The sequence below is a fragment of the Embleya scabrispora genome (assembly GCF_002024165.1).
GTDB classification, from domain to species: Bacteria; Actinomycetota; Actinomycetes; order Streptomycetales; family Streptomycetaceae; genus Embleya; species Embleya scabrispora_A.
This window is the reverse complement of the sequence record NZ_MWQN01000001.1, coordinates 6,034,138-6,053,841: the sequence shown is the minus strand read 5'-3', so window position 1 is coordinate 6,053,841 and position 19,704 is coordinate 6,034,138. Positions and strand designations below refer to the sequence as shown.

At 72.4% G+C, this 19,704-nt stretch carries 14 protein-coding genes and 1 pseudogene; 6 read left to right on the top strand and 9 right to left on the bottom strand.

Features of this window, described 5'->3' with window-relative positions; translation table 11 throughout:
- Positions 1-415: 415 nt before the first annotated feature.
- Positions 416-2,854 carry an AfsR/SARP family transcriptional regulator gene (locus B4N89_RS26540; protein WP_078978309.1) on the bottom strand — a complete coding sequence of 813 codons (2,439 nt, stop codon included), beginning with the start codon at positions 2,852-2,854 and terminating at the stop codon, positions 416-418.
- Positions 2,855-3,402: 548 nt separating this feature from the next.
- Here B4N89_RS26540 and B4N89_RS26535 point away from each other — a divergent pair.
- Together B4N89_RS26535 and B4N89_RS26530 are read left to right on the top strand one after the other, a co-directional pair.
- Entirely contained in the window at positions 3,403-4,533 is a 1,131-nt protein-coding gene (locus B4N89_RS26535; RefSeq protein WP_078978308.1) for a saccharopine dehydrogenase family protein, read from the top strand.
- Between the two features lie 180 nt (positions 4,534-4,713).
- Entirely contained in the window at positions 4,714-5,835 is a 1,122-nt protein-coding gene (locus B4N89_RS26530; protein ID WP_235618800.1) for a glycerophosphodiester phosphodiesterase, read from the top strand.
- A gap of 94 nt (positions 5,836-5,929) precedes the next feature.
- On the opposite strand, the gene B4N89_RS26525 is transcribed toward B4N89_RS26530, so the two are convergent.
- Entirely contained in the window at positions 5,930-7,228 is a 1,299-nt protein-coding gene (locus B4N89_RS26525; protein WP_078978307.1) for an NAD(P)/FAD-dependent oxidoreductase, read from the bottom strand.
- A 196-nt stretch (positions 7,229-7,424) separates the two neighbouring features.
- On the opposite strand from B4N89_RS26525, the gene B4N89_RS26520 reads away from it, so the two are divergent.
- Positions 7,425-9,644 (top strand): NADP-dependent isocitrate dehydrogenase, encoded by a 2,220-nt coding sequence (locus B4N89_RS26520; RefSeq protein WP_078978306.1) that lies wholly within the window; start codon positions 7,425-7,427, stop codon positions 9,642-9,644.
- 55 nt (positions 9,645-9,699) lie between these two features.
- Here the strand turns inward: B4N89_RS26520 and B4N89_RS26515 are convergent, their stop codons facing one another.
- Positions 9,700-10,962, bottom strand: coding sequence for a sulfite oxidase (locus B4N89_RS26515; protein WP_078978305.1), 1,263 nt, complete (start codon positions 10,960-10,962; stop codon positions 9,700-9,702).
- A 135-nt stretch (positions 10,963-11,097) separates the two neighbouring features.
- Positions 11,098-11,685 (bottom strand): RNA 2',3'-cyclic phosphodiesterase, encoded by a 588-nt coding sequence (thpR, locus tag B4N89_RS26510; RefSeq protein WP_078978304.1) that lies wholly within the window; start codon positions 11,683-11,685, stop codon positions 11,098-11,100.
- Between the two features lie 338 nt (positions 11,686-12,023).
- On the opposite strand from thpR, the gene B4N89_RS26505 reads away from it, so the two are divergent.
- On the top strand, positions 12,024-12,968 hold the full coding sequence (locus tag B4N89_RS26505; protein WP_143658090.1) for an XRE family transcriptional regulator: 945 nt from the start codon (positions 12,024-12,026) through the stop codon (positions 12,966-12,968).
- 7 nt (positions 12,969-12,975) lie between these two features.
- On the opposite strand, the gene B4N89_RS26500 is transcribed toward B4N89_RS26505, so the two are convergent.
- The 3 genes from B4N89_RS26500 to snpA form a co-directional block, all read right to left on the bottom strand.
- Positions 12,976-13,431 (bottom strand): hypothetical protein, encoded by a 456-nt coding sequence (locus B4N89_RS26500; protein WP_078979650.1) that lies wholly within the window; start codon positions 13,429-13,431, stop codon positions 12,976-12,978.
- A 73-nt stretch (positions 13,432-13,504) separates the two neighbouring features.
- Positions 13,505-13,906, bottom strand: a complete 402-nt coding sequence (locus B4N89_RS26495) for an NTP pyrophosphohydrolase (RefSeq protein WP_101897178.1) — start codon at positions 13,904-13,906, stop codon at positions 13,505-13,507.
- Positions 13,907-14,067: 161 nt separating this feature from the next.
- Positions 14,068-14,730, bottom strand: a complete 663-nt coding sequence (gene snpA / locus B4N89_RS26490) for a snapalysin (protein WP_078978302.1) — start codon at positions 14,728-14,730, stop codon at positions 14,068-14,070.
- A 262-nt stretch (positions 14,731-14,992) separates the two neighbouring features.
- Between snpA and B4N89_RS26485 the strand changes: the two are divergent.
- Positions 14,993-15,975: pseudogene (locus B4N89_RS26485) on the top strand (LysR family transcriptional regulator).
- Positions 15,976-15,988: 13 nt separating this feature from the next.
- Here the strand turns inward: B4N89_RS26485 and mtnB are convergent.
- Both mtnB and mtnA read right to left on the bottom strand, forming a co-directional pair.
- Complete coding sequence (gene mtnB / locus B4N89_RS26480) at positions 15,989-16,633, bottom strand: methylthioribulose 1-phosphate dehydratase (RefSeq protein WP_078978301.1); 645 nt, start codon at positions 16,631-16,633, stop codon at positions 15,989-15,991.
- 253 nt (positions 16,634-16,886) lie between these two features.
- Positions 16,887-17,882, bottom strand: coding sequence for an S-methyl-5-thioribose-1-phosphate isomerase (gene mtnA, locus B4N89_RS26475; RefSeq protein ID WP_078978300.1), 996 nt, complete (start codon positions 17,880-17,882; stop codon positions 16,887-16,889).
- A gap of 662 nt (positions 17,883-18,544) precedes the next feature.
- Between mtnA and B4N89_RS26470 the strand changes: the two genes are divergently transcribed.
- Positions 18,545-19,621 (top strand): BMP family ABC transporter substrate-binding protein, encoded by a 1,077-nt coding sequence (locus B4N89_RS26470; RefSeq protein WP_078978299.1) that lies wholly within the window; start codon positions 18,545-18,547, stop codon positions 19,619-19,621.
- Positions 19,622-19,704: the final 83 nt, after the last annotated feature.

Genomic DNA, 19,704 nt, shown 5'->3' with positions numbered 1-19,704 from the left:
GGGGCGAGCCCGGTCCGGGGAGACGTTCCCGGACGGTCCGGGTCCGGGGGCGGCGTCCTCGGATCCACGACGCGTGCGGAAGTGGGAGCGTGTCCGGCGCCGGAACGGGCTCCGGATCCGAAAGCACGCGTCGAACCGGGAGCGTTCCGGGGCCATCGCGCGTCCCCAGGGGAGGGCGGGACGTGGCGAGGGTGGGGGCCGGAAGCGCACCGGCAGGGGTGGGCGGCCGGACCCGTGTCGTCGTCCGGACGGAGTACGCGCGGGCTCGGCCAGGGTCCGCGCGTACGGCCGGACGACGGCCGGGCCTGGCCGCCCACTCGGAACGAGTTCCCCGCCGGACACGATCCTCCGCGCGAGCCGCCCGATCCGACCGACTCACCCGGTCCGACCGAACCACCTGCTCCGACCGAGCCGCCTACTCCGCACGCACCGCCGCACCACCGGATCCACCCGACGGGCAACCCTCCACGCGCAGCGCACGCACATGCGGGATCACCGCTCGGACCCACGCGCCGACATCGCCCACCGAACCGGCTCCGGACCCGAACGCACCCGTTTCGAGGCCCGGTTCGACGCGCTCCCCGAACAACGACGACGGCGCGGAGTCGGCCCGCGGCCGCGCCGTGTTCGCCGCGAGCGCCCGGGCGGTCACCGCCGACACGCCCGCCTGCCGCTCCTCGCCGCGCCCGTACCCGGCATCGGCCGGATCGAGCAACGTACGAATCTCCCCGCCGTGTTCCTCGGGCCCGGCGTCCGGGGAGGTCCGCGCCTCGGACAGGGTGACCGTGCTCATCGCCAGTCCGCGCGCGTGCTCCGGGAACCCGGCGGCGGCGGCCTGTCGGATGGCCGCCAGGATCCACGGGCGCTCCTGTGCGTACCACGCGAGTGGATCGACCAGCAGCCGCTCGACCAGTTCGGCGGAGAACACCCGCTGTCGCCCGCCCGCGTGCGGTCCGCTCGCCCGCATCCCGCGCTGTCGCCGCCGAGCCTCGCCGAGCAGGAACAGCAGTACGCCCAGGGTGCGTTCCAGCGCCGCGCGGCGCACCCCGGCCGGCTCGTCGGCGGCCAGCCGCTCCCGGGCGAAGGTGTACACCAGCTCGGGGAATCGGTAGCGGGCCGCTCCGGTGGCGGCGTTCACCTCGACGTCGAGGAGATAGCACTCGGCCAGTTCCTCCAGCGGGTCCTGTGCCCGCAGCGGGTCGGTACCGAGCAGCGGCGCGCCGACCCACGACGCGAATCCGGGGGCCTGGAGCAGGGCGAGCAGCCGAAAGAGCCGCCGGGCGTCGGGTGTCAGGCCCTCGTAGGTGGGCGCGATGCTGCCCCGCACGCTCACCTCGCCGTAGCACAGCTCGTCCAGTCGCCGGGAGCCGTTGCCGAGCCGGGCGACCAGGTCCGACACGGTCCAGTGCGGCCGGGCCGCCAGCCGGGTGGCCACGATCCGCAGCGCCAGCGGCAGGTGCTCGCACGCGGCGCACAGCGCGGCCACCGCGTCCGGCTCGGCGGCGATCCGGTGCCGGCCCACGATCCGGGCGAGCAGGTCGACCGAGCCGTCCGGGTCGAAGGCGGGCACCTCGAGCCGATCGGCGGCGGGCAGGCCGGTGAAGCGGCGCCGGGAGGTGACCAGCACCCGGCACTGCGGGGTGCCGGGCAGCAGCGGCAGGACCTGGCTCTCCGCGGACGCGTCGTCCAGAACCACCAGCACCCGGCGCCCGGCGAGCAGGTCGCGATAGGTCTCCGCGCGCTCCTCCAGGCCGTCCGGGATCGCCGCTCCGCTCAGGCCCAACGCGCGCAGAAAACGGCCGAGCACGTCGCGGGGGTCCACCGGGCCGCCCGCCGAGGTCAGGTGCGCGAAGAGTTGGCCGTCGGGGAAGTCCGGGGCCAGCCGGTGTGCGGCGTGCACGGCCAGGGTGGTCTTGCCCACGCCGCACCGCCCGGTGACCACGGTGATCGGTACCGCCGTGCCGGGCCCCGCGGTGTCGCGAGGCCGGGTCAACTCCCGGGCGAGGCCCACCCGTCCGGTGAAGTCGGCGAAGTCGGCCGGCAGCAGGCGCGGTACCCGGGTCGGCGCGATCACGACCGGTTCGGTCATCGCCGGCGCGGGAGGTCGCACGAGATCCGGGTCGCCGCTCAGGATGGCCCGGTGCAGCCGCCGCAGGTCCTCGCCCGGCTCGATGCCCAGTTCCTCGATCAGGATCTCCCGGGCCCTGCGGTATTCCTCCAGCGCCTCGGCCTGCCGGCCGGCCCGGTACAGCGCCGTCATCAGCAGCACCCGCAGCCGCTCGCGCAGCGGATGCGCGGCGACCAGGCCGGCCAGTTCGCCGGCGGGCCCGTGCGGCGCGCCGGTGGCCAACTCCAACTCCAGGCACTCCTCGTGCACCACCAGGCGGCGTTCGTCCAGGTGCGCGACGCCGTGCCGGACCAGTCGGCTGTCGATCCCGGCCAGCGCCGGTCCGTGCCACAGGTCGAGCGCGGCCCGGAACTCGCGGACCGCGCGGTCCGGTTGCCGCTCGGCCGCGGCGCGGCGGCCGGCGGCCACCCCGGACTCGAAGGCGTGCAGGTCGAGTTGGCCGTCGGCGACGCGTAGTCGGTAGCCGGGTGATCGGGTGGTGATCAGCCCGGGTAACGCGGCGGCCGGAAGCTGCCGGCGCAGCGAGGAGATGCAGATCTGGATCTGCCCTCGGCTGGTGGTCGGCGGCGCCTTGTCCCATACACCGTCCACGAGCCGGTCGGTGGGCACGATGTGGTTGGCCTCCAGGAGGAGCAGGGCCAGCACGGTGCGCTGCCGGGTGCCCTTGATGTCCACCGGTGTGCCGTCGTGGACCGATTCGAGCGGGCCGAGAATCCGGAATTCCATGGAACCCTCCAGTCAAGCGCGGTGGTGTCGCGACGGTCTCGGGGTGTCTCGCGGAGAGTCGAGCCGTCGGTCGGACGGATGTGTCTCCACGCGCGTAGCCCCCCGCGCGCGCTCCTCCCGCTGCCGCTCGGGTCGGCCCGGGTATGCCGACCCGCCCGCCGGTCGCCCGTGGTGGGCGGACGACGCGACGGGCGGGTCGCGGGTACCTGGAGACGACATTGACACAACGGAAATTCGTCGGTCAATGACTCCGTGGCACGATTCGCTCGCCGTCCGCAATCACGGAACCACCCATATCCCTTGATAATCGGCACAGTCGGTCGGCCCGTATATCAGCGCCGGGAATCCCGGTCCGGTCGGCGAAGCCTCGGGGCGGCCCGCGCACCCGGCCCGAGCCGGCATCCTCGGCTCCCGCGCTCGCCGTGTCCGAAATTGCACGGACCATGTCGTTCCCGACACTCGTGGCGCAGGCGACGAGCGCAGAGGATGTGTGCATGCTCCTCCCGACCGGGTCTTCCGGTCGGGCCCCGGTTCCGGAAAGCGAAATCATGAACGCCATCGCCACGAATACGCCGACCGCCGACGCCGCTCTCCGGGAAAGCGCGGTCGTAGTTTATGGAGCCTATGGACACACCGCGCGTTTCGTGGTCGCCGAATTGCACCGCCGGGGCCGGACGGTGATTCTCTCCGGTCGGAACGAGGAGAAACTCCGGGAACTCGGCGAGCGGTATCCGGATGCGCCGATCCGGGTCGCCGACGTCGCCGATCCGGCCGCGCTGGACCGGGCGTTCGCCGGCGCCGGCGCCGTGATCAACTGCGCGGGACCGTTCTCGGAGACCACCCTCCCGGTGGCCGACGCGGCGATCCGCGCGGGGGCGCACTATCTCGACGTGGCCGCCGAACAGGCGGCCACCGCCTCGCTGTTCGACACCCGGGGCGAGCAGGCGCGGGCCGCCGGGCTGGTGTTGGCGCCGTCGTTCGCCTTCTACGGCGCGCTGGGCGACCTGTTGGCCACCGCCGCGCTGGGCGAGCGGTCGGAGGCGGACGAGATCACCATCGCGTTCGGCCTGGACAGCTGGCTGCCCACCGAGGGCAGCCGACTCACCGGCCGGACCAACGCGGGACGACACCTCGTGTTCACCGGCGGCCGGCTGCGCCCCTTCTCCTATTCGGAGGAGCAGTCCGAGTGGCGCTTCCCCGCGCCGATGGGTGCCCTCGCGGTCACCGAGTTCGCCACCGCCGACCAGGTCACCATCCCCCGCCACCTGCACACCCCGGAGGTCCGCGCGGTGATGAACCTGGCCCCGCTCCGGGATGTCAACGACGCGAACACGCCCACCCCGTCCCCCTCCCCCGCCGATGCCCTCGGCCGCTCCGCGCAGACCTTCCTCGTCGAGGTGGTCGCCCGCACCGGCGACCGGGAACACCGCGCGGTGGCCGGCGGCAACGACATCTACGCGGTCACCGCGCCGCTCGTGGTCGAGGCCGCCGAACGGCTCCTTTCCGGACGGCACACCACGACCGGCGTCCTGGCCGCGGGCGAGGCCTTCGACGCGGCCGACTTCCTGCGCGCGCTCACCCCGGACCACCTGACCCGCCTCGAACTCCCGAGCGCGGACGCCGAACCGCACACAGCGGAGGCCGAACAGCACACCACGACCGCCGGCGCCGCCCGCTGACCCGGATCGGCCGGGCCCGGGCACCGTCGCATCGGACCCGGGCCGCCGGACGTTCTCCGGAGGTTCATCCACGCGCCCGCTTCATCCGCACCGCACGTCGTCTGCCGGCGATTGACTCGGCGTGTTCGCACGATTCGTGCTCCCGCGCGGGGCTCCGCCCGTGTCGGGATGACAGAGGAGATGGCGTTGCGACGTATCCTTCCCGCGCTGGGTGTGGCCGGCGTGCTGCTCGCGACCGTGATCGCGGTTCCCGCCGCCGCGGCCCAGGACGACACGTCCCGCGGTGCGTCGCGGCCGTCGGCCCACCCGATCGTGATCGGGCACCGTGGGGCCAGTGGCTACCGTCCCGAGCACACCCTGGAGAGCTACCGCCTCGCGATCCGGATGGGCGCCGACTACATCGAGCCCGACCTGGTGTCCACCAGGGACGGTGTGCTGGTCGCCCGGCACGAGAACGAGATCTCCGGCACCACCGACGTGGCCGCACACCCGGAGTTCGCCGCGCGCAAGACCACCAAGACCATCGACGGCACGCCCGTCACCGGGTGGTTCACCGAGGACCTGACGCTGGCCGAGCTCAAGACGCTGCGCGCGAAGGAGCGACTGCCGCAGGTGCGGCCCACGAACACCACCTTCGACGGGAAGTTCGAGGTCCCGACCTTCCAGGAGGTCCTGGACCTGGTCCGCGCCGAGGGCCGCCGGCTCGACCGCACCATCGGCGTGTACCCGGAGACCAAGCACCCGAGCTACTTCCAGTCGATAGGTCTGGCATTGGAGGAGCCGCTGGTGCGGGTTCTCAGGCAGAACCGGCTCACCGGGCGCAAGGACAAGGTGTTCATCCAGTCCTTCGAGACGGCCAACCTGCGCAAGCTCGACCGGATGACCGACAACAGGCTGATCCAACTGCTGGACGCGAGCGGCCGGCCGTACGACCTGGTGGTGGCGAACGACCCGCGTACGTACCAGGATCTGGCCAAGCCGGAGAACCTGAAGTGGATCCACACCTACGCCGACGGCATCGGGGTCAACAAGAACCTGATCGTGCCGCGCGACGCCGCGGGCAAGCTGCTCGCGCCGACCTCGGTGATCCGCGACGCGCACCGCAACCAACTGCTCGTGCACTCCTGGACGTTCCGCGCGGAGAACCAGTTCCTGCCACTGGACTTCCGGCTCGGCGCCGACCCGAACGCGCGCGGTGACATCACGTCCGAATACGAACTCTTCTACGGCCTCGGCCTGGACGGCGTCTTCGCCGACCATCCGGACACCGCCGTCGCGGCCCGCGCCGGCCTCGGCCTCTGACCCCAGGCACCCGCTGGGCCCCGTACCGCCCGTGTCACGGCGGTACGGGGCCTGTGCCGTATCCGGCGACCGGCCGGGCCCGTCGTCCCGGGGATCAGCCGAAGACCGTCCCGGAGTTGGCGGTGTTGACGCTGCGTCGGCGGGAGAACGCGCCCAGGTCGATGCGCTCGCCGGTGTGTGTGCCGACGAAGCACACCGGATCCGCGTCGTGGTCCGCCCCGTTGTCCACCGCCTCGATCAGGGCGGCCATCATCAGCCCCACCAGCGGGGCGTTCTTGAACTGGTTCCCACTGGTGCCCATGGCCACGTAGTAGCCGTCCAGTTCGGTGCGGTCGTAGATCGGCGTCCAGTCGTCGGCGACGTCGTACACCCCGACCACCCCGCGCGCCCGGTTCGGCACGGTCAGCCCGCTCAGCCGCCGGGCCGCCCGGGTCACCTGCGCCTCGAACACGGCCTGCGTCGGGTTGGGGTTCGCCTGGTCCGGGTCGTCCAGCCACTGGAGCGGATCGCACTCCGGCTCGGTCCCGCCGACCAGCAGCCCGCCGCCCACCTCACCGCGCAGGTACACGCCCAGGTCCAGGTCCGCCACGGCGACCCCGGCCCCGCCCCGCGGGTTGTAGCCGTCGGGTGCCCGGAGGTATTCGACCTCCTGCCGCAGCGGTCGCACCCCGATGGTGAAGTCGGCGCCCACGCCCGCCAGTTCGTTGATCCGCCCGGACCAGGGCCCGGCCGCGTTGACCACCGTCGCACACGCGAGCCGGGAGCCGTCGTCGAGCACGACCGTGCGCACCCGACCGGCCGTCGACTCGATCGCGGTCACCGTACGCCGGAACCGGAACTCGGCGCCGTGCCGCTTCGCCGCGGCGGCCAGGTTCTGCGCGGCCAGTTGCGGATCGCTGACGTAGCCCGCGTCGGGGGTGAACACCGCCCCGAGCCTGCCGGTCGCCGGCGCCCAGAAGCCCTCGTCGTCCAGCCGCCTCGGCGGCCAGTAGCGACCGGTGTCCAGACCCGGGATCCTGGCCGCCAGGGTATCCGCGTCCCACTCCTCATAGGGCACCCCGACCGCGTCGAACAGCGGCAGGTAGGCCTCGCGCGGCGCGGCGTCCACATCGAGCAGGGCCAGCCCGCACCGCTCGAAACGCACCGGGTCGGCGACCTCGCAGCCCAGGTGCTCGGGCCAGGCCCGCCAGCAGAACAGCGCCTCCCACGACGCGGCCACGCCGGCGTGCGTGGAGAAGTTGAACCGCACGATCGCACTGGACGCGCCGGTCGAGCCCAGACCCACCCCGCCGGCCTTGTCCACCACGATCACCCGCCGTCCCGCGCGGGCGAGTTCGAGTGCGATCGAGGCGCCCATCACCCCCGCGCCGATCACCACGACGTCCGTACTCATCCGGGCTTCCTCCCTGAGATGCGGTGCGACACGTCACAGTCTGACCGGCCGGCCGCCCCGGTACAGCCAGACTGTCGCCGTATGTCGCGCCGCCCCCACATCGCGTCCCGGAACCGGCAGGGCCCGCGACGCACCATCACCCGCCGCAAGATATCTTGATGTCGAGCAATGTTGCGGACATGGAGCGGAGCATCCTGTGACTGACCCGACCATCATCTATACGCACACCGACGAGGCCCCGGCGCTGGCGACGTATTCGTTCCTGCCGGTGATCCAGGCGTACGCGGCGACGGCCGGGGTCAAGGTGGAGACCCGTGACATCTCCCTGGCCGGGCGCATCATCGCCCACTTCCCGGAGCGGCTGACCGCCGAGCAGCGCCTCGACGACGCGCTCGCCGAGCTGGGCGATCTGGCCAAGACGCCGGAAGCCAACATCATCAAGCTGCCCAACATCTCCGCCTCGATCCCGCAGCTCAAGGCCGCCATCGCCGAGCTGCGCGAGCAGGGCTTCGCGCTGCCGGACTACCCGGACGACCCGAAGACCGACGAGGACAAGGACGTCCGGGCCCGCTACGGCAAGGTCCTGGGCAGCGCGGTCAACCCGGTCCTGCGCGAGGGCAACTCGGACCGCCGCGCCCCCGCGTCGGTGAAGAACTACGTGCGCGCGCACCCGCACCGCATGGGTGCCTGGACCGCCGACTCGAAGACCAACGTCGCGACCATGGGCGCCGACGACTTCCGGTCCACCGAGAAGTCCGCCGTGATCGCCGAGCCGGGCGCGCTGCGCATCGAGCTGGTGGGCGAGGATGGCAGCACCACGGTGCTGCGCGAGTCGGTACCGGTACTCGCGGGCGAGGTGGTGGACGCGTCGGTGATGCGCGCCGCGCCGCTGCGCGAGTTCCTGGCCGCCCAGGTCGCCAAGGCCAAGGCCGAGGACGTGCTGCTCTCGGTGCACCTGAAGGCCACCATGATGAAGGTCTCCGACCCGATCATCTTCGGTCACGCGGTCCGCGCCTTCTTCCCGCAGACGTTCGCCGAGCACGGCGCGGCGCTCGCGGCGGCCGGCCTGAGCCCGAACGACGGCCTGGGCGCCATCCTGAAGGGCCTGGAAGCGCTGCCCGACGGCGCGAAGATCCGCGAGTCCTTCGACGCCGAGCTGGCCGCCGGTCCGGCGCTCGCGATGGTCGACTCGGACCGGGGCATCACCAACCTGCACGTGCCCAGCGATGTCATCGTCGACGCCTCGATGCCGGCCATGATCCGCACCTCGGGGCACATGTGGGGCCCGGACGGCAAGGAGGCGGACACCCTCGCGGTGCTGCCGGACAGCAGCTACGCGGGCGTGTACCAGGTCGTCATCGACGACTGCAAGGCCAACGGCGCCTACGACCCGGCCACCATGGGCTCGGTGCCCAACGTCGGTCTGATGGCGCAGAAGGCCGAGGAGTACGGCAGCCACGACAAGACCTTCGAGATCCCCGCCGCCGGCACGGTGCGCGTGGTCGACGGCGCCGGCACCGAGGTGCTGTCCCAGGTCGTGTCCGCGGGCGACATCTTCCGGATGTGCCAGACCAAGGACGCGCCGATCAAGGACTGGGTCAAGCTCGCCGTCTCGCGCGCCCGCGCCACCGGCGCCCCGGCCGTGTTCTGGCTGGACGAGGGCCGCGCGCACGACGCGAACCTGATCGCCAAGGTGAAGCAGTACCTGCCCGAGCACGACACCGAGGGCCTGCGGATCGAGATCCTGTCGCCGGTCGAGGCGACCGCGTTCTCCCTGGAGCGCATCCGTCGGGGCGAGGACACCATCTCGGTCACCGGCAACGTGCTGCGCGACTACCTGACCGACCTGTTCCCGATCCTGGAGCTGGGCACCAGCGCCAAGATGCTCTCGGTGGTCCCGCTGATGGACGGCGGCGGCCTGTTCGAGACCGGCGCGGGCGGCTCCGCGCCCAAGCACGTGCAGCAGCTGGTCAAGGAGAACTACCTGCGCTGGGACAGCCTGGGCGAGTTCCTGGCCCTCGCGGTCAGCTTCGAGCACCTGGCCCAGTCGGTGGGCAACGCCCGCGCCCAGGTGCTGGCGGACACCCTGGACCGGGCCACCGGCACCTTCCTCGACAACGACAAGTCGCCGAGCCGGCGCCTGGGTGGCATCGACAACCGGGGCAGCCACTTCTACCTGGCCCTGTACTGGGCGCAGGAGCTGGCCGCGCAGACCGAGGACGCGGCCCTGGCCGAGGCGTTCGCCGGGCTCGCGCACACGCTGCGCGAGCAGGAGCAGACGATCGTCGACGAGCTGATCGCGGTCCAGGGCAAGCCGGCCGACATCGGCGGCTACTACCGCCCCGACCCGGCCAAGGCCTCGGCGGTCATGCGCCCGTCGAAGACCTTCAACAGCGCGCTCGCCACGCTGGCCTGATCCGTTCCCACCCCCACCGCCCCGGCCGGCCCACACCGACCGGGGCGGTGGCGGTTCAGCCGATCGTCACCGGGTGGCGAACGACCGCGTCGAAGAGATACCCCTGGGTGTTGAACGTGGCGCGGTCCGGCTGGGTGCGCCCGGCCGTGTCGCTCGCCCGGGCAAGCAACAGCGCCGGCCCGACCCCGGCGGGTCGCCAGTCCACACTCCAGCGCACCCACCCGTCCCGCCTCGGCTCGTCCCACAGGTGCGCGTGCCGCCATCGCACACCCCCGTCCGTACTGACCTCCACCCGGCACACGCCGCCCGCGCCCGACCAGGACCGACCGGTGAGCCGGTGCGTGGCACCGGCCGCGAGCCGCGCGCCGAAGGGCAGCTCGAACGCGCTCTTGAGGGTCTGCCGGGTCAGCGGCGGTCCCCCGCCCTCGGGGAAGGCGGGGCCGAACATCCGGTAGAACTCGGTGTTCCACGGCGAGTACAGCGGCTGCGCGGAAACCTCGATGTCGCCGACCCACTTGATCGAGGAGATGCCCACCCACGAGGGCACCACCACCCGCACCGGCGCGCCGTGGTCCGGCGCGAGCGGCTCGCCGTTCATCTCGTACGCCAAAAGCACGTCGTCGAGCGCCTTGGCCACCGGCAGCGGCCGACGCACCCGGCCGTAGTCGATCCCGCCGCCGACGTACGGATCGTCCAGTCCGCGCGGCATCACGTCGACCGCGTCGGGCCGCAGTCCGGCCCGGCGCAGCACGTCGGACAGCCGCGCGCCGCGCCACCGGGCCACCCCGATCGCGCCCAGCGTCCAGGGTGTGCCCGCGACGGTCTCGCCCTGCTGGGAGGCGTAGAGGCTGCGGCCGTTGCCGGCGCACTCGATGGCGGCGGTGTGCGTATGCGCGGGCAGTCGGCGCAGGTGGTCCAGGTCGAGGGTGATCGCCTCGTCGTATCCGACGTTTGTGCGCAGTCCGCTCCCCCACAACCGCAACCGCCAATCCCGGGCGGCCGGTTGCGGGGTCGAGGTGTGGTTGCGCACGAAGAAGCGCTCGACGGGTGTGAGGTATCCGGTGTCTCTCAGCGCCGCGAAGTTGCTCTCGGCGTTGGTGCCCCGCACGGTGAACAACTCGGACGGCAGCGGCTTGACGATGCCCGGCGCGGCCGATCCCGCCGCGAAGGCACCGGTGGTCGGCAACACCGACAGCGCGCCGGCCGCCGCGAGCATCTTGAGCACATCGCGCCGACCCGGCCCGTCGGCACGCGCGCCGCCGGCGACGAGCTGCCGCAACCGGCGGCGGTCGTAGGCACTTTCGCTGATCGACGTCATCGCAACCTCCACCGAACGAAACACGACCTCACCACACCGGGCGACCTCACGATCGCACGGAAGCAGGTACCCGCGCGCGTACCCCCGGCAATCCCCCGGTTCGGGCGTGGTGGCCAACTCCCGTACACCTCGGCGCTATCGGGTCGGCAGCGGCCAGGCGTCGACGTCGCGGTAGTGGATCGGTCCGGGTCCGCGGCCCTGGTTGCTCGCCACCAGGTGCACCTTGCGGGCGGGCCAGCTCCGTCCGGCGAAGTCGGCGAGTTCGGCGGCGGCGGCCGCGATGCCGTCGAGGTTGTCCCGGCGGGCCCTGGCCAGGGTCAGATGGGCCCGCAGCGGCCGGCCCTCCAGCGGGATTCCGCAGTCCGCCACCACGCCCCGGACCGCGTCGGCCAGCGTGTGCAGCGCGTCCAAATCACCGCGTACGTCGCTCCACAACACCCGCTCGTCGAACTGCCCGGCGCCGTGCAGCGCGAGCGTGACCGGCGCGGCCGCTGCGGCCACCTCCGCGAGTGGCGGCCGCAGCGCCTCGACCACGTCGACCGCGACCTCGCCGAGGAAGGCCAGCGTGATGTGCCAGTCCTCGATGCGATTCCAGCGCAGCCGAGGATGCGCGGCACGCACCGGCCGCAGGGCGTGCGCGAGCTCGTCCTTGGCGTCGTCGGGCGGGGCAAGGGCCACGAACAGGCGTACGGACCGTGGCGGAGTGGGGGCTTCGTCGATCACAGCAGATGTCGTACCGCATCCCTCCGACCCACCGCGCGGCGGCCCACCGGCACACCTCGGGAACCCCTCCCCAACCGATCGGTCGACCAGGGGGTGTGCACCCCTCCCCGCGCAAGGCACCACACCCGTCTCGAACGTTGGAGCCGCGTCCCGGCAGGTGGCGCCCCCGTCCCGAACGTGTCCCGGACGGGACCCGGGGCCCGCCGCCCGATCGCGACGCCCGCGCGCTCCGTCCGCTATATCGCTTTTCTGGGGCTCGCCGCTCCGCCGAACTGCCGGCACCATGGGTCGCGCATCAGCGACGGTGGGTAGGTGCCGACGTACCCAACGGGGGTCTTGTGACAGTGCGTGACGACGGTGCTCCTCGGCCGGACACGGCGACCACGGCGGCCGAATACGTGGCCGCGTTACGCGAGTTACGCGAGTGGTCGGCGTTGACCTACCGGCAACTGGCGGCCAAGGCCGAGGCGTCCGGGCGGGTCCTGCCCGCCAGCACGGTCGCGGCCGCGCTCGGCCGTGCCACCCTGCCCCGTGCGGAGCTGGTCGAGGCGCTGGTGATCGCCTGCGGACTGGACGCGGCGGACGCCGCCCACTGGCTGGAGGTCCGCGACGATCTGGCCGCCGGCCGGGTCGTCGAACGCGCCGAGGAGACCGAGCCGCTGCCGCCCCCGCCCGCCGAGCCGCCGGTCGAACCGACCGCGAAGCGCCGACGCCCGTGGATGTGGCCGGCCGCCGCGGTCGTGGCGGCCGCGATGATCGCCACCGCCGTGATCTTCGCGGTCCGGGGCGACGGCGGCGACCACCTCGACGCGCCACGCGGTCGTCTCCCCGACGGGAAGTATCTGATCAAGCCCGCCCACATCCCCGACGGATCGTTGTGCCTGGGCGAGGGCCGCGAACGCAACGGCCGCACCGACCGACCCATAGCCGTCCAGCGGTCGTGCAAGAACGTGTTCCCGGACACCTATCTGGTCGTGGTGGCCCCGGACGTGTACCAGATCGAATGGCGCAACCCGGTCGACGGCGTCGGTTGTCTGCGCGTGGACGACGCGATGATGGGGCCCGGCGGGTTGCTCAGCCCGATCGACTGCACCGGCGCCGCACACCAACGTTTCCTGTTCGAGCCCGTCGATCCCGGCATCTTCCGGATGCGCCCGGTGCACAGCGGGTTGTGTGTGGGCATCATCGGCGGCCCGGCCGAGATCTCGGACGGGGCCGAGGCGGAACAGTCCACCTGCTCCGGCGCCGCCGACCAACGGTTCCGCCTGGAACGCGTGCGCTGATCCACCGTCAGCGCGGCGGGTCCGGGTGGTCGACGCCCTCGAACACCTCGACCCGCACGATCGGCTCCCGCCCGCCCCGCTGCGGGACGGTCCGCACCACGCCCCAGGGCCGGTCCGGCAGGGTCACCTCGAACGAGTACGTGTTGGCGCACCCGGTGCAGTCGTACCGATCCCGCCACACCTCGACGTCGACCCGACTCCCGGGCACCCGGGCGGCGTGCCGACAGGTCGCGTGGCAGCGCTCGCACCGCTCACCCGGCGCGCAGGTCCCCCCACAGGGACAGGGCACGTCGAACGACTCGGCGGGCTCCCAGTACCGGGTACGCAACGCCGCCGCGGTCCGCGCGTCGGGAGCCTTGGCCCCGCGCGGCACGGCCATCCGCCTCGCCGCCACGACATACGACTCGCCGGAGGCGGCCATCCGCCCCCGAATCACACCTTTACGCACCCGATTGGTGGTCATCCGGCCCTCCGCCACTCACCCACGTCCAAGGCGGCACCCGAACCACCACCCCCCACAATATCCGGAGCCCGACCTACGGCCGCACCGCGCGAGGTCCGGCCACCTCGGCCCCGAGGGCGAGTACGCGCGCCCGAAGGCCCCGATCCGCGGTCACCACGAGGCGTCGACGCCCTGGCTCGGCCGCGACGACGTCGACCACCCGATCGTCCCCGCTCCCCTCCGCCCGCACGACCCGCACACCCTCCACCCCGACCACCGCACCGGCCGCCCCCTCGACGACCAACACCACCTCGACCGGGCCTCCACGGGCCCACTCCGGCACGGATGCCCCGGCCGGCACCCCCGCCGAAGCCACGTCCACCAACGCGTCGCGCAACCGCTCGGTGGCCCCCACCCGATCCCGCCACCATCCGTCCGGCACGGCCCCCACCACATTCGCCGAATCCACGATCACGAGCGGCACCAGGTTCTCCATCCCCCCATCCTCCCGCCGAACCCACCGCGCAAACCCCTTCCGGACCGCATGGAACGGCACCCGACCGTCGCAGCGGCGACGATCGGGTGCCGGTTCTGGGGACGACGCGGCGCCCAGGGGAAGGGAGCCGGGGAGGAACCCGGTGGGCGCCGCGAGCCGGATCAGGACTTCGCGGAATAGGCCGCCAGGCCGTTGCGCCACAGGGCGTTGACGCGCGAGCGCTCCTGAGCGTTCGGGTTCGGGTTGGTGCAGGACGGGCCGGGGCCGCCACCGGACATCAGTTCGCTGCACGGCCCGGAGTAGTGGTCCGGCAGACCCAACACGTGGCCCGTCTCGTGGGCGGTGACCCGGGTCGAGTTGTACTGCTGGTTCTGCCGGTAGTCGAGGAAGATGTAGCCCCCGCCGTGGCCGTCGGTGCTCGCGTAGGAACCGCGCGAGTCGTTGCCCTCGTAGTACCGGAAGTCGGGGTTGCTGCCCTCCTGGAGCCGGACGTTGGTGACCGAGCTGTTCCAGATCTGCGCGGAACGCGCTATCTGGGTGCGGAACGTGGGTGCGCTGGACGAGCTGTAGGTGACGGTGACCACGGCGGCGCCCGGCGCGGCGGCGCGCTTGGCGGCCACGGACCGCATCACCGCGTCGAGGAACGCCTGGTTCTGCGCCTGATCCTCGTTGCCGGAGTAGTTGGCGGAGTGGCGGAGGGGGGCCGCCACATCGCTGGGGCCGGCCGACGCCGCGGGGGCGGCGATTCCTCCGGCCGCGAGGCCGAGGCCGAGGATGGCGGTGATCACGGTCTTACGGGGGGTTCGGGGACGCGCAGGGGACATGGCGGTGCTCCTTGGGTGCCGAAGACCAGTTCGGTGCGGAAACGAGTCTCATGGGCGCCCGGTCCGGCCCGGATGATGACAACCGGCGATAGCACGGTCGTATCACCACGCGTTCGCGCACCGTTCCCGCACCGCCCCCGCGGCGACACCCCGCGTTCCCGGCCATCCACGCATCGTGTTACGCCGGATTCACCGCCCGCGGCCGATCTCGCGTGCACACGTGTCTGGTACGACCTCGGTGGAGCGTCCTATCCTCCGCATCATGGAGCTCGAGGTGAGGCACCTCCGCGCACTGTGTGCCATCGGCGACACCGGCAGCCTGCACGCGGCGGCCAGGTTGCTCGGCATGACCCAGCCCTCGTTGACCGCCCAGCTCAGACGCATCGAAAACGCCCTGGGCGCCCCCCTGTTCGTGCGCGACCGGACCGGCAGCCGACCCACCCCCTCGGCCTCACGATGCTGCACCGGGCCCGACCCATCATGGCCGAGATGAGCGCGCTGGTCATCGACACCCAGGCCGAGGCGGTCCGCACCGCCGGACCGAACCTGCGCATCGGCGGCACCGCGAACCGGGTGATCGCCGACTGGTTGCGCCGGCTTCGGCTGCGCCTGCCCACCACCGACACCTATCTCCGGGTGGACGTATCGGCGAGCACGCTGCTCGGGATGGTCGCCGCCGGCCAGCTCGACGTGGCGTTCGTGCACGAGGTCGAGGGCTTCCCGCTGCGCGTCCCGGACGGGATGCGCCGCCGCGTACTCGTCGAGCGCGAACCGCAGTTCATCGCCCTGTCGCCGGATCATCCGGCGGTGACCGAACCGGAGGTCAAACTCGCCGAGTTGGCCGACGACCAGTGGATGGTCGATCCGAGTGTGGACGGCGAATGGGAGGGCCTGCGCGAGGTGTTGTCCGAGGCGGGCATCAACCCCCGGATCCTGCACGGGGATTACCTGACCGCGGCCTCCCTGGTCGCGATCGGCGAGGTGGTCACACCCTGCCAGCCCACCTCCCGTCCGCGTCCCGACATGGCGGTGCGTCCGCTGGCCGGGGATCCGCTCGCGGTACGGCTGTTCCTGGCCTACCGCACCGAGAACGGCCCGGCGCCCGCGCTGATCGACACGGTGTATCACGAGTTGGAGGCCGCATACCGCGAGGCCGCCTGGCTGGCCGTGGCCTATCGTCAACGCCTGCTGCGCGAGGACAGCCCGATCCTGCGCTACGACGGCCAGACCCGCGGCCGCACGTAGCGCACGTCGGGGGTCAGCCCTCGGCGATGCGGTATTCGAGGAGCCACTCGACGATCTCGACGTGGTGGCGGGCCTGGATCGGGGTCTCGCCCCAGACGTACATCCCGTGCGAGGCGACGACGACCGCCGGCACGCCGGGGACGAGGGCGGCCTCCAGGCGGTCGCCGAGTTCGGTCATGTCCTGGCTGTTGGCGATCACAGGGATGGTGACCGTCTCGTCGTGCGCGGAACGGCCGATGCCCTTGAGCATTTCCAGGTCGCGCAGTTCGATCCCGGCCGGCCAGCGCCTGCCCGCGCGCACGGCGGCCAGGGTGTGTACGTGGAAGACCGCGCCCGCCCCGGTCAGCGCGACCACGCGGGCGTGCAGGCCGGCCTCGGCGGACGGGCGGCGCGGCGGGGTGCTCGCCGCCTCGGGGACCGGTGCGCCGGCGGCGTCCACCACGACCAGGTCGTCCGTCGCCAGTTCGCCCTTGTCCAGGCCGGAGGCGGTGACCGCGAGCCGCAGCGGGTCGCGGGAGAGCACCACGGACAGGTTGCCGGAGGTGCCGCGCATCCAGCCGAGCCCGGCGAAGCGCGCGGCCTCCCGGGCGAGGACGGCCCCGGCGGCGTGGACGGGATCCGAGACCGAGGCGGGGATTCCGGCGTCGGGGGTCGTCATGGGAGGTTCCTCACTGTGTCGTTCACAAGACTGTCGTTCACAAGACTGTCGTTCACACGGCTGTCGTTCACACGGCTGTCGTTCACGAGGCTGTGTCGGGTGGGGATCGATCCGGACCTCGGACCGGAACCGACGAGCCATCCTCCCACCCGGAGCGGGCCGGCCCTGGATCGGGACGGATGTGGATGGAGCGAGCGCGCGAAACGGATGGGTTCTCCGTCGCCGCGGCACGGATCGGCCGCCGGGTCCGGGCTCAGTACTCCCGCACACCCGCCTCGTTCACGATCACGCTGATCAACCGCGCCGGCGTGACGTCGAACGCCGGGTTGAACGCCCGCGATTCGGCCGGTGCGACCCGCACGCCGGCCACCTCCAGCACCTCCGACTCGGGCCGCTCCTCGATGGTGATCTCGTCCCCGTGCGCCGTCGCGTCGTCGAAGGTGGTCAGCGGCGCCGCGACCACGAACGGGATCCCCGCGTCGGCGCAGGCCAGCGCCACGCCCACGGACCCGATCTTGTTCGCCGTGTCGCCGTTGGCCGCGATCCGGTCCGCCCCGATCACCGCGACGTCCACCAATCCGCGCAGGATCGTGCTCGCCGCCGCGCCGTCCGGCTGGACCAGATGCGCGATGCCCTCCTGGGCCAACTCCCAGGCGGTCAACCGGGATCCCTGGAGCAGCGGCCGGGTCTCGTCGACGTACACGACCTCCAGCGTGCCGCGCGCGTGCAGTTCGCGCACGATGCCCAGCGCGGTCCCCCACCCGGCGGTGGCCAACGATCCGGTGTTGCAGTGGGTGAGCACGCGCAGCGGACGACGCCCGACCCGGGACAGGATCCAGTCGGCGCCGTGCCGGCCGATCGCGCGATTGGCCTCGACGTCCTCCCGGACCACCGCGTCCGCCTCGGCGAGCACCGCCTCGACACCGTCGGCCGCGAACGGCGACACCCGGTCCACGCCGCCGGCCAGGTTGACCGCGGTCGGCCGGGCGTCCCGGATCCGCCCGATCTCCGCCGCCAGTCGCGCCGCGTCCCAGCCCTCCCGCGCGCCCTGGCGCATCGCCACCGCGACGCCGTACGCGCCCGCCGCACCGAGCGCCGGCGCGCCGCGCACCGCGAGTCGGCGGATCGCGTCGATCAGCGCGTCCACGTCGGTGATGTCGAGGTACACGATCCGCTGCGGCAGCGCGGTCTGGTCGAGCAGCCGCAGGCCGGTGTCGTGCCAGGCGAGCGAGCGTATCTCGGAGGCCATCGGGGGTCCTTTCCGGGCGGGTGGATCAAGCGCCGCGCGGGCGGCGCGAACACCGGCCGGCGGCAGGCCGCAGTGCGGCGGCGGACGCGGCAACCGCACGGTCCGGCACCACGGATGCTACGTCGCCGCCCCACGCCCGGCGGACCCCCGCCCGCCATCCGGGACGAACCCGTGTACCCCACGCCCGCCCAACGGCCACATCATGGACAATCTGTCCACATCCTGAACAAGTGAGAGAAGTGCCTGGTGAGGGTGCTAACCTCCCCCCGAAACCAGTCACATGTGATCATCACATCGACATTCGAGCGTGCCTGGTTCGATCGGAAAGGAGTCGGCTGTGGCCAAAGCGTGGCGTTGCGACAACGTACGCGTCGAGTGCTGCGGCCGCTCCATGGCGTGTCACCGTCCGCCCCTTTCGCCCGACGAGCGCGGCGTCCTCGACGCCGGTGCGCGCCGCGCCGACCGCTGTTGTCGGCGCTCGCACTGACCGGTCGTCCCGCACCGGCACACCCGCACCGATCACGCCGCATCGTCCGCCGCTCGCACGGCTCCCACAGCACCGGGATCCCGAGACCCGAGTCCGGGATCGCGAGGTCTCCGTCCCCGAACCACCGACGCCACACACCGCACCACCGGCGTCGACACTCCTCCCAAGGACGCTCATGTACCGCAACACCTTCCGCCACCGCCTCGCCGTGGCCGGTCTCCTCGTCGGCACCGCGCTGGCCGCCACCGCCTGCAACGCCTCCGCCGACAAGGACAAGGGCAACACCCCGGCCGCCGCCGGCACGGGCGGCGGCGCCGGCAAGAACGTGGTGCTGGTCACCCCGGAGCCGATCGGCGTCAACGACTTCCTGAAGCTGGCCGCCACCGGCGCGCAGAACGCGGCCAAGAAGGCCGGCGGCACCGCGACCGTCCTGGAGAGCAAGGACACCAGCGCGATCCAGCAGAACGTCGAGGCCGCGGTCCGGCAAAAGCCCGCCGTCGTGGTGGCGGTCGGCTTCGAGTTCGCCGACGTGCTGGCCCAGCAGGCCGAGGCCAACCCGAAGCAGCAGTTCCTGTTCGTGGACTCGTGCACCACCAAGCCGTACCCGAACATCACCTGCGCCACCTTCCGCGAGCACGAGGGCACCTTCCTCGCCGGCGCCGAGGCGGGCCTGCTGACCAAGAGCGGCAAGGTCGGCGCGGTGGTCGCGCTGGACAGCCCGCAGATCCGCCGCTTCTCCGACCCGTTCGGCGCGGGCGCCAAGCAGACCAACCCGGCAAGCTCCTTCACCCAACTGTTCGTCGGCGGCCAGAAGCCGTTCAACGACCCGGCCCGCGCCGGCGAGCAGACCGCGTCGCTCAAGGCCAAGGACGTCGACCAGGTGATGGGCGCCGCCTCCGCCGCGGGCAACCTCGGCGTGTTCAACGCGGCCAAGTCGGCCGGTCTCCAGGCGTTCGGCGTGGACGTCAACCAGTGCTCGGCGGCACCGGGCACGGTCGTGGACAACGTGATCAAGCGCACCGACGTCGCGGTGGACAAGGGCGTCGAGCAGATCGTCGGCGGCAAGCCCGGCGGCGTCACCTCCTACGGCCTCAAGGAGGGCGGCATCACCCTCACCGGCCTGGAGAGCGGCGTGGAGACCTCGCAGTGCCTGATCGCGCAGCGTCCCGAGGTGATCAAGACGGTCCAGGGTCTGCGCGACCAGATCGTGGCGGGCACCGTCACCGTGGCCGACCCGGCCGCGGCCAAGTAGCGAGTTCGCTCGCCGGGGTCGAGGCGCGGCACACACCGCGCCCCGACCCCGGCGAGCGCCCGTCCCACCGCACCCTTCCCACC

What these genes read in the sequence shown, in the direction of transcription:
- B4N89_RS26540 (WP_078978309.1), bottom strand. Translation starts at nt 2,854, where the DNA reads ATGGAATTCCGGATTCTCGGCCCGCTCGAATCGGTCCACGACGGCACA.
- B4N89_RS26535 (WP_078978308.1), top strand. Translation starts at nt 3,403, where the DNA reads ATGAACGCCATCGCCACGAATACGCCGACCGCCGACGCCGCTCTCCGG.
- B4N89_RS26530 (WP_235618800.1), top strand. Translation starts at nt 4,714, where the DNA reads ATGGCGTTGCGACGTATCCTTCCCGCGCTGGGTGTGGCCGGCGTGCTG.
- B4N89_RS26525 (WP_078978307.1), bottom strand. Translation starts at nt 7,228, where the DNA reads ATGAGTACGGACGTCGTGGTGATCGGCGCGGGGGTGATGGGCGCCTCG.
- B4N89_RS26515 (WP_078978305.1), bottom strand. Translation starts at nt 10,962, where the DNA reads ATGACGTCGATCAGCGAAAGTGCCTACGACCGCCGCCGGTTGCGGCAG.
- B4N89_RS26500 (WP_078979650.1), bottom strand. Translation starts at nt 13,431, where the DNA reads ATGACCACCAATCGGGTGCGTAAAGGTGTGATTCGGGGGCGGATGGCC.
- B4N89_RS26495 (WP_101897178.1), bottom strand. Translation starts at nt 13,906, where the DNA reads ATGGAGAACCTGGTGCCGCTCGTGATCGTGGATTCGGCGAATGTGGTG.
- snpA (WP_078978302.1), bottom strand. Translation starts at nt 14,730, where the DNA reads ATGTCCCCTGCGCGTCCCCGAACCCCCCGTAAGACCGTGATCACCGCC.
- mtnB (WP_078978301.1), bottom strand. Translation starts at nt 16,633, where the DNA reads ATGACGACCCCCGACGCCGGAATCCCCGCCTCGGTCTCGGATCCCGTC.
- mtnA (WP_078978300.1), bottom strand. Translation starts at nt 17,882, where the DNA reads ATGGCCTCCGAGATACGCTCGCTCGCCTGGCACGACACCGGCCTGCGG.
- B4N89_RS26470 (WP_078978299.1), top strand. Translation starts at nt 18,545, where the DNA reads ATGTACCGCAACACCTTCCGCCACCGCCTCGCCGTGGCCGGTCTCCTC.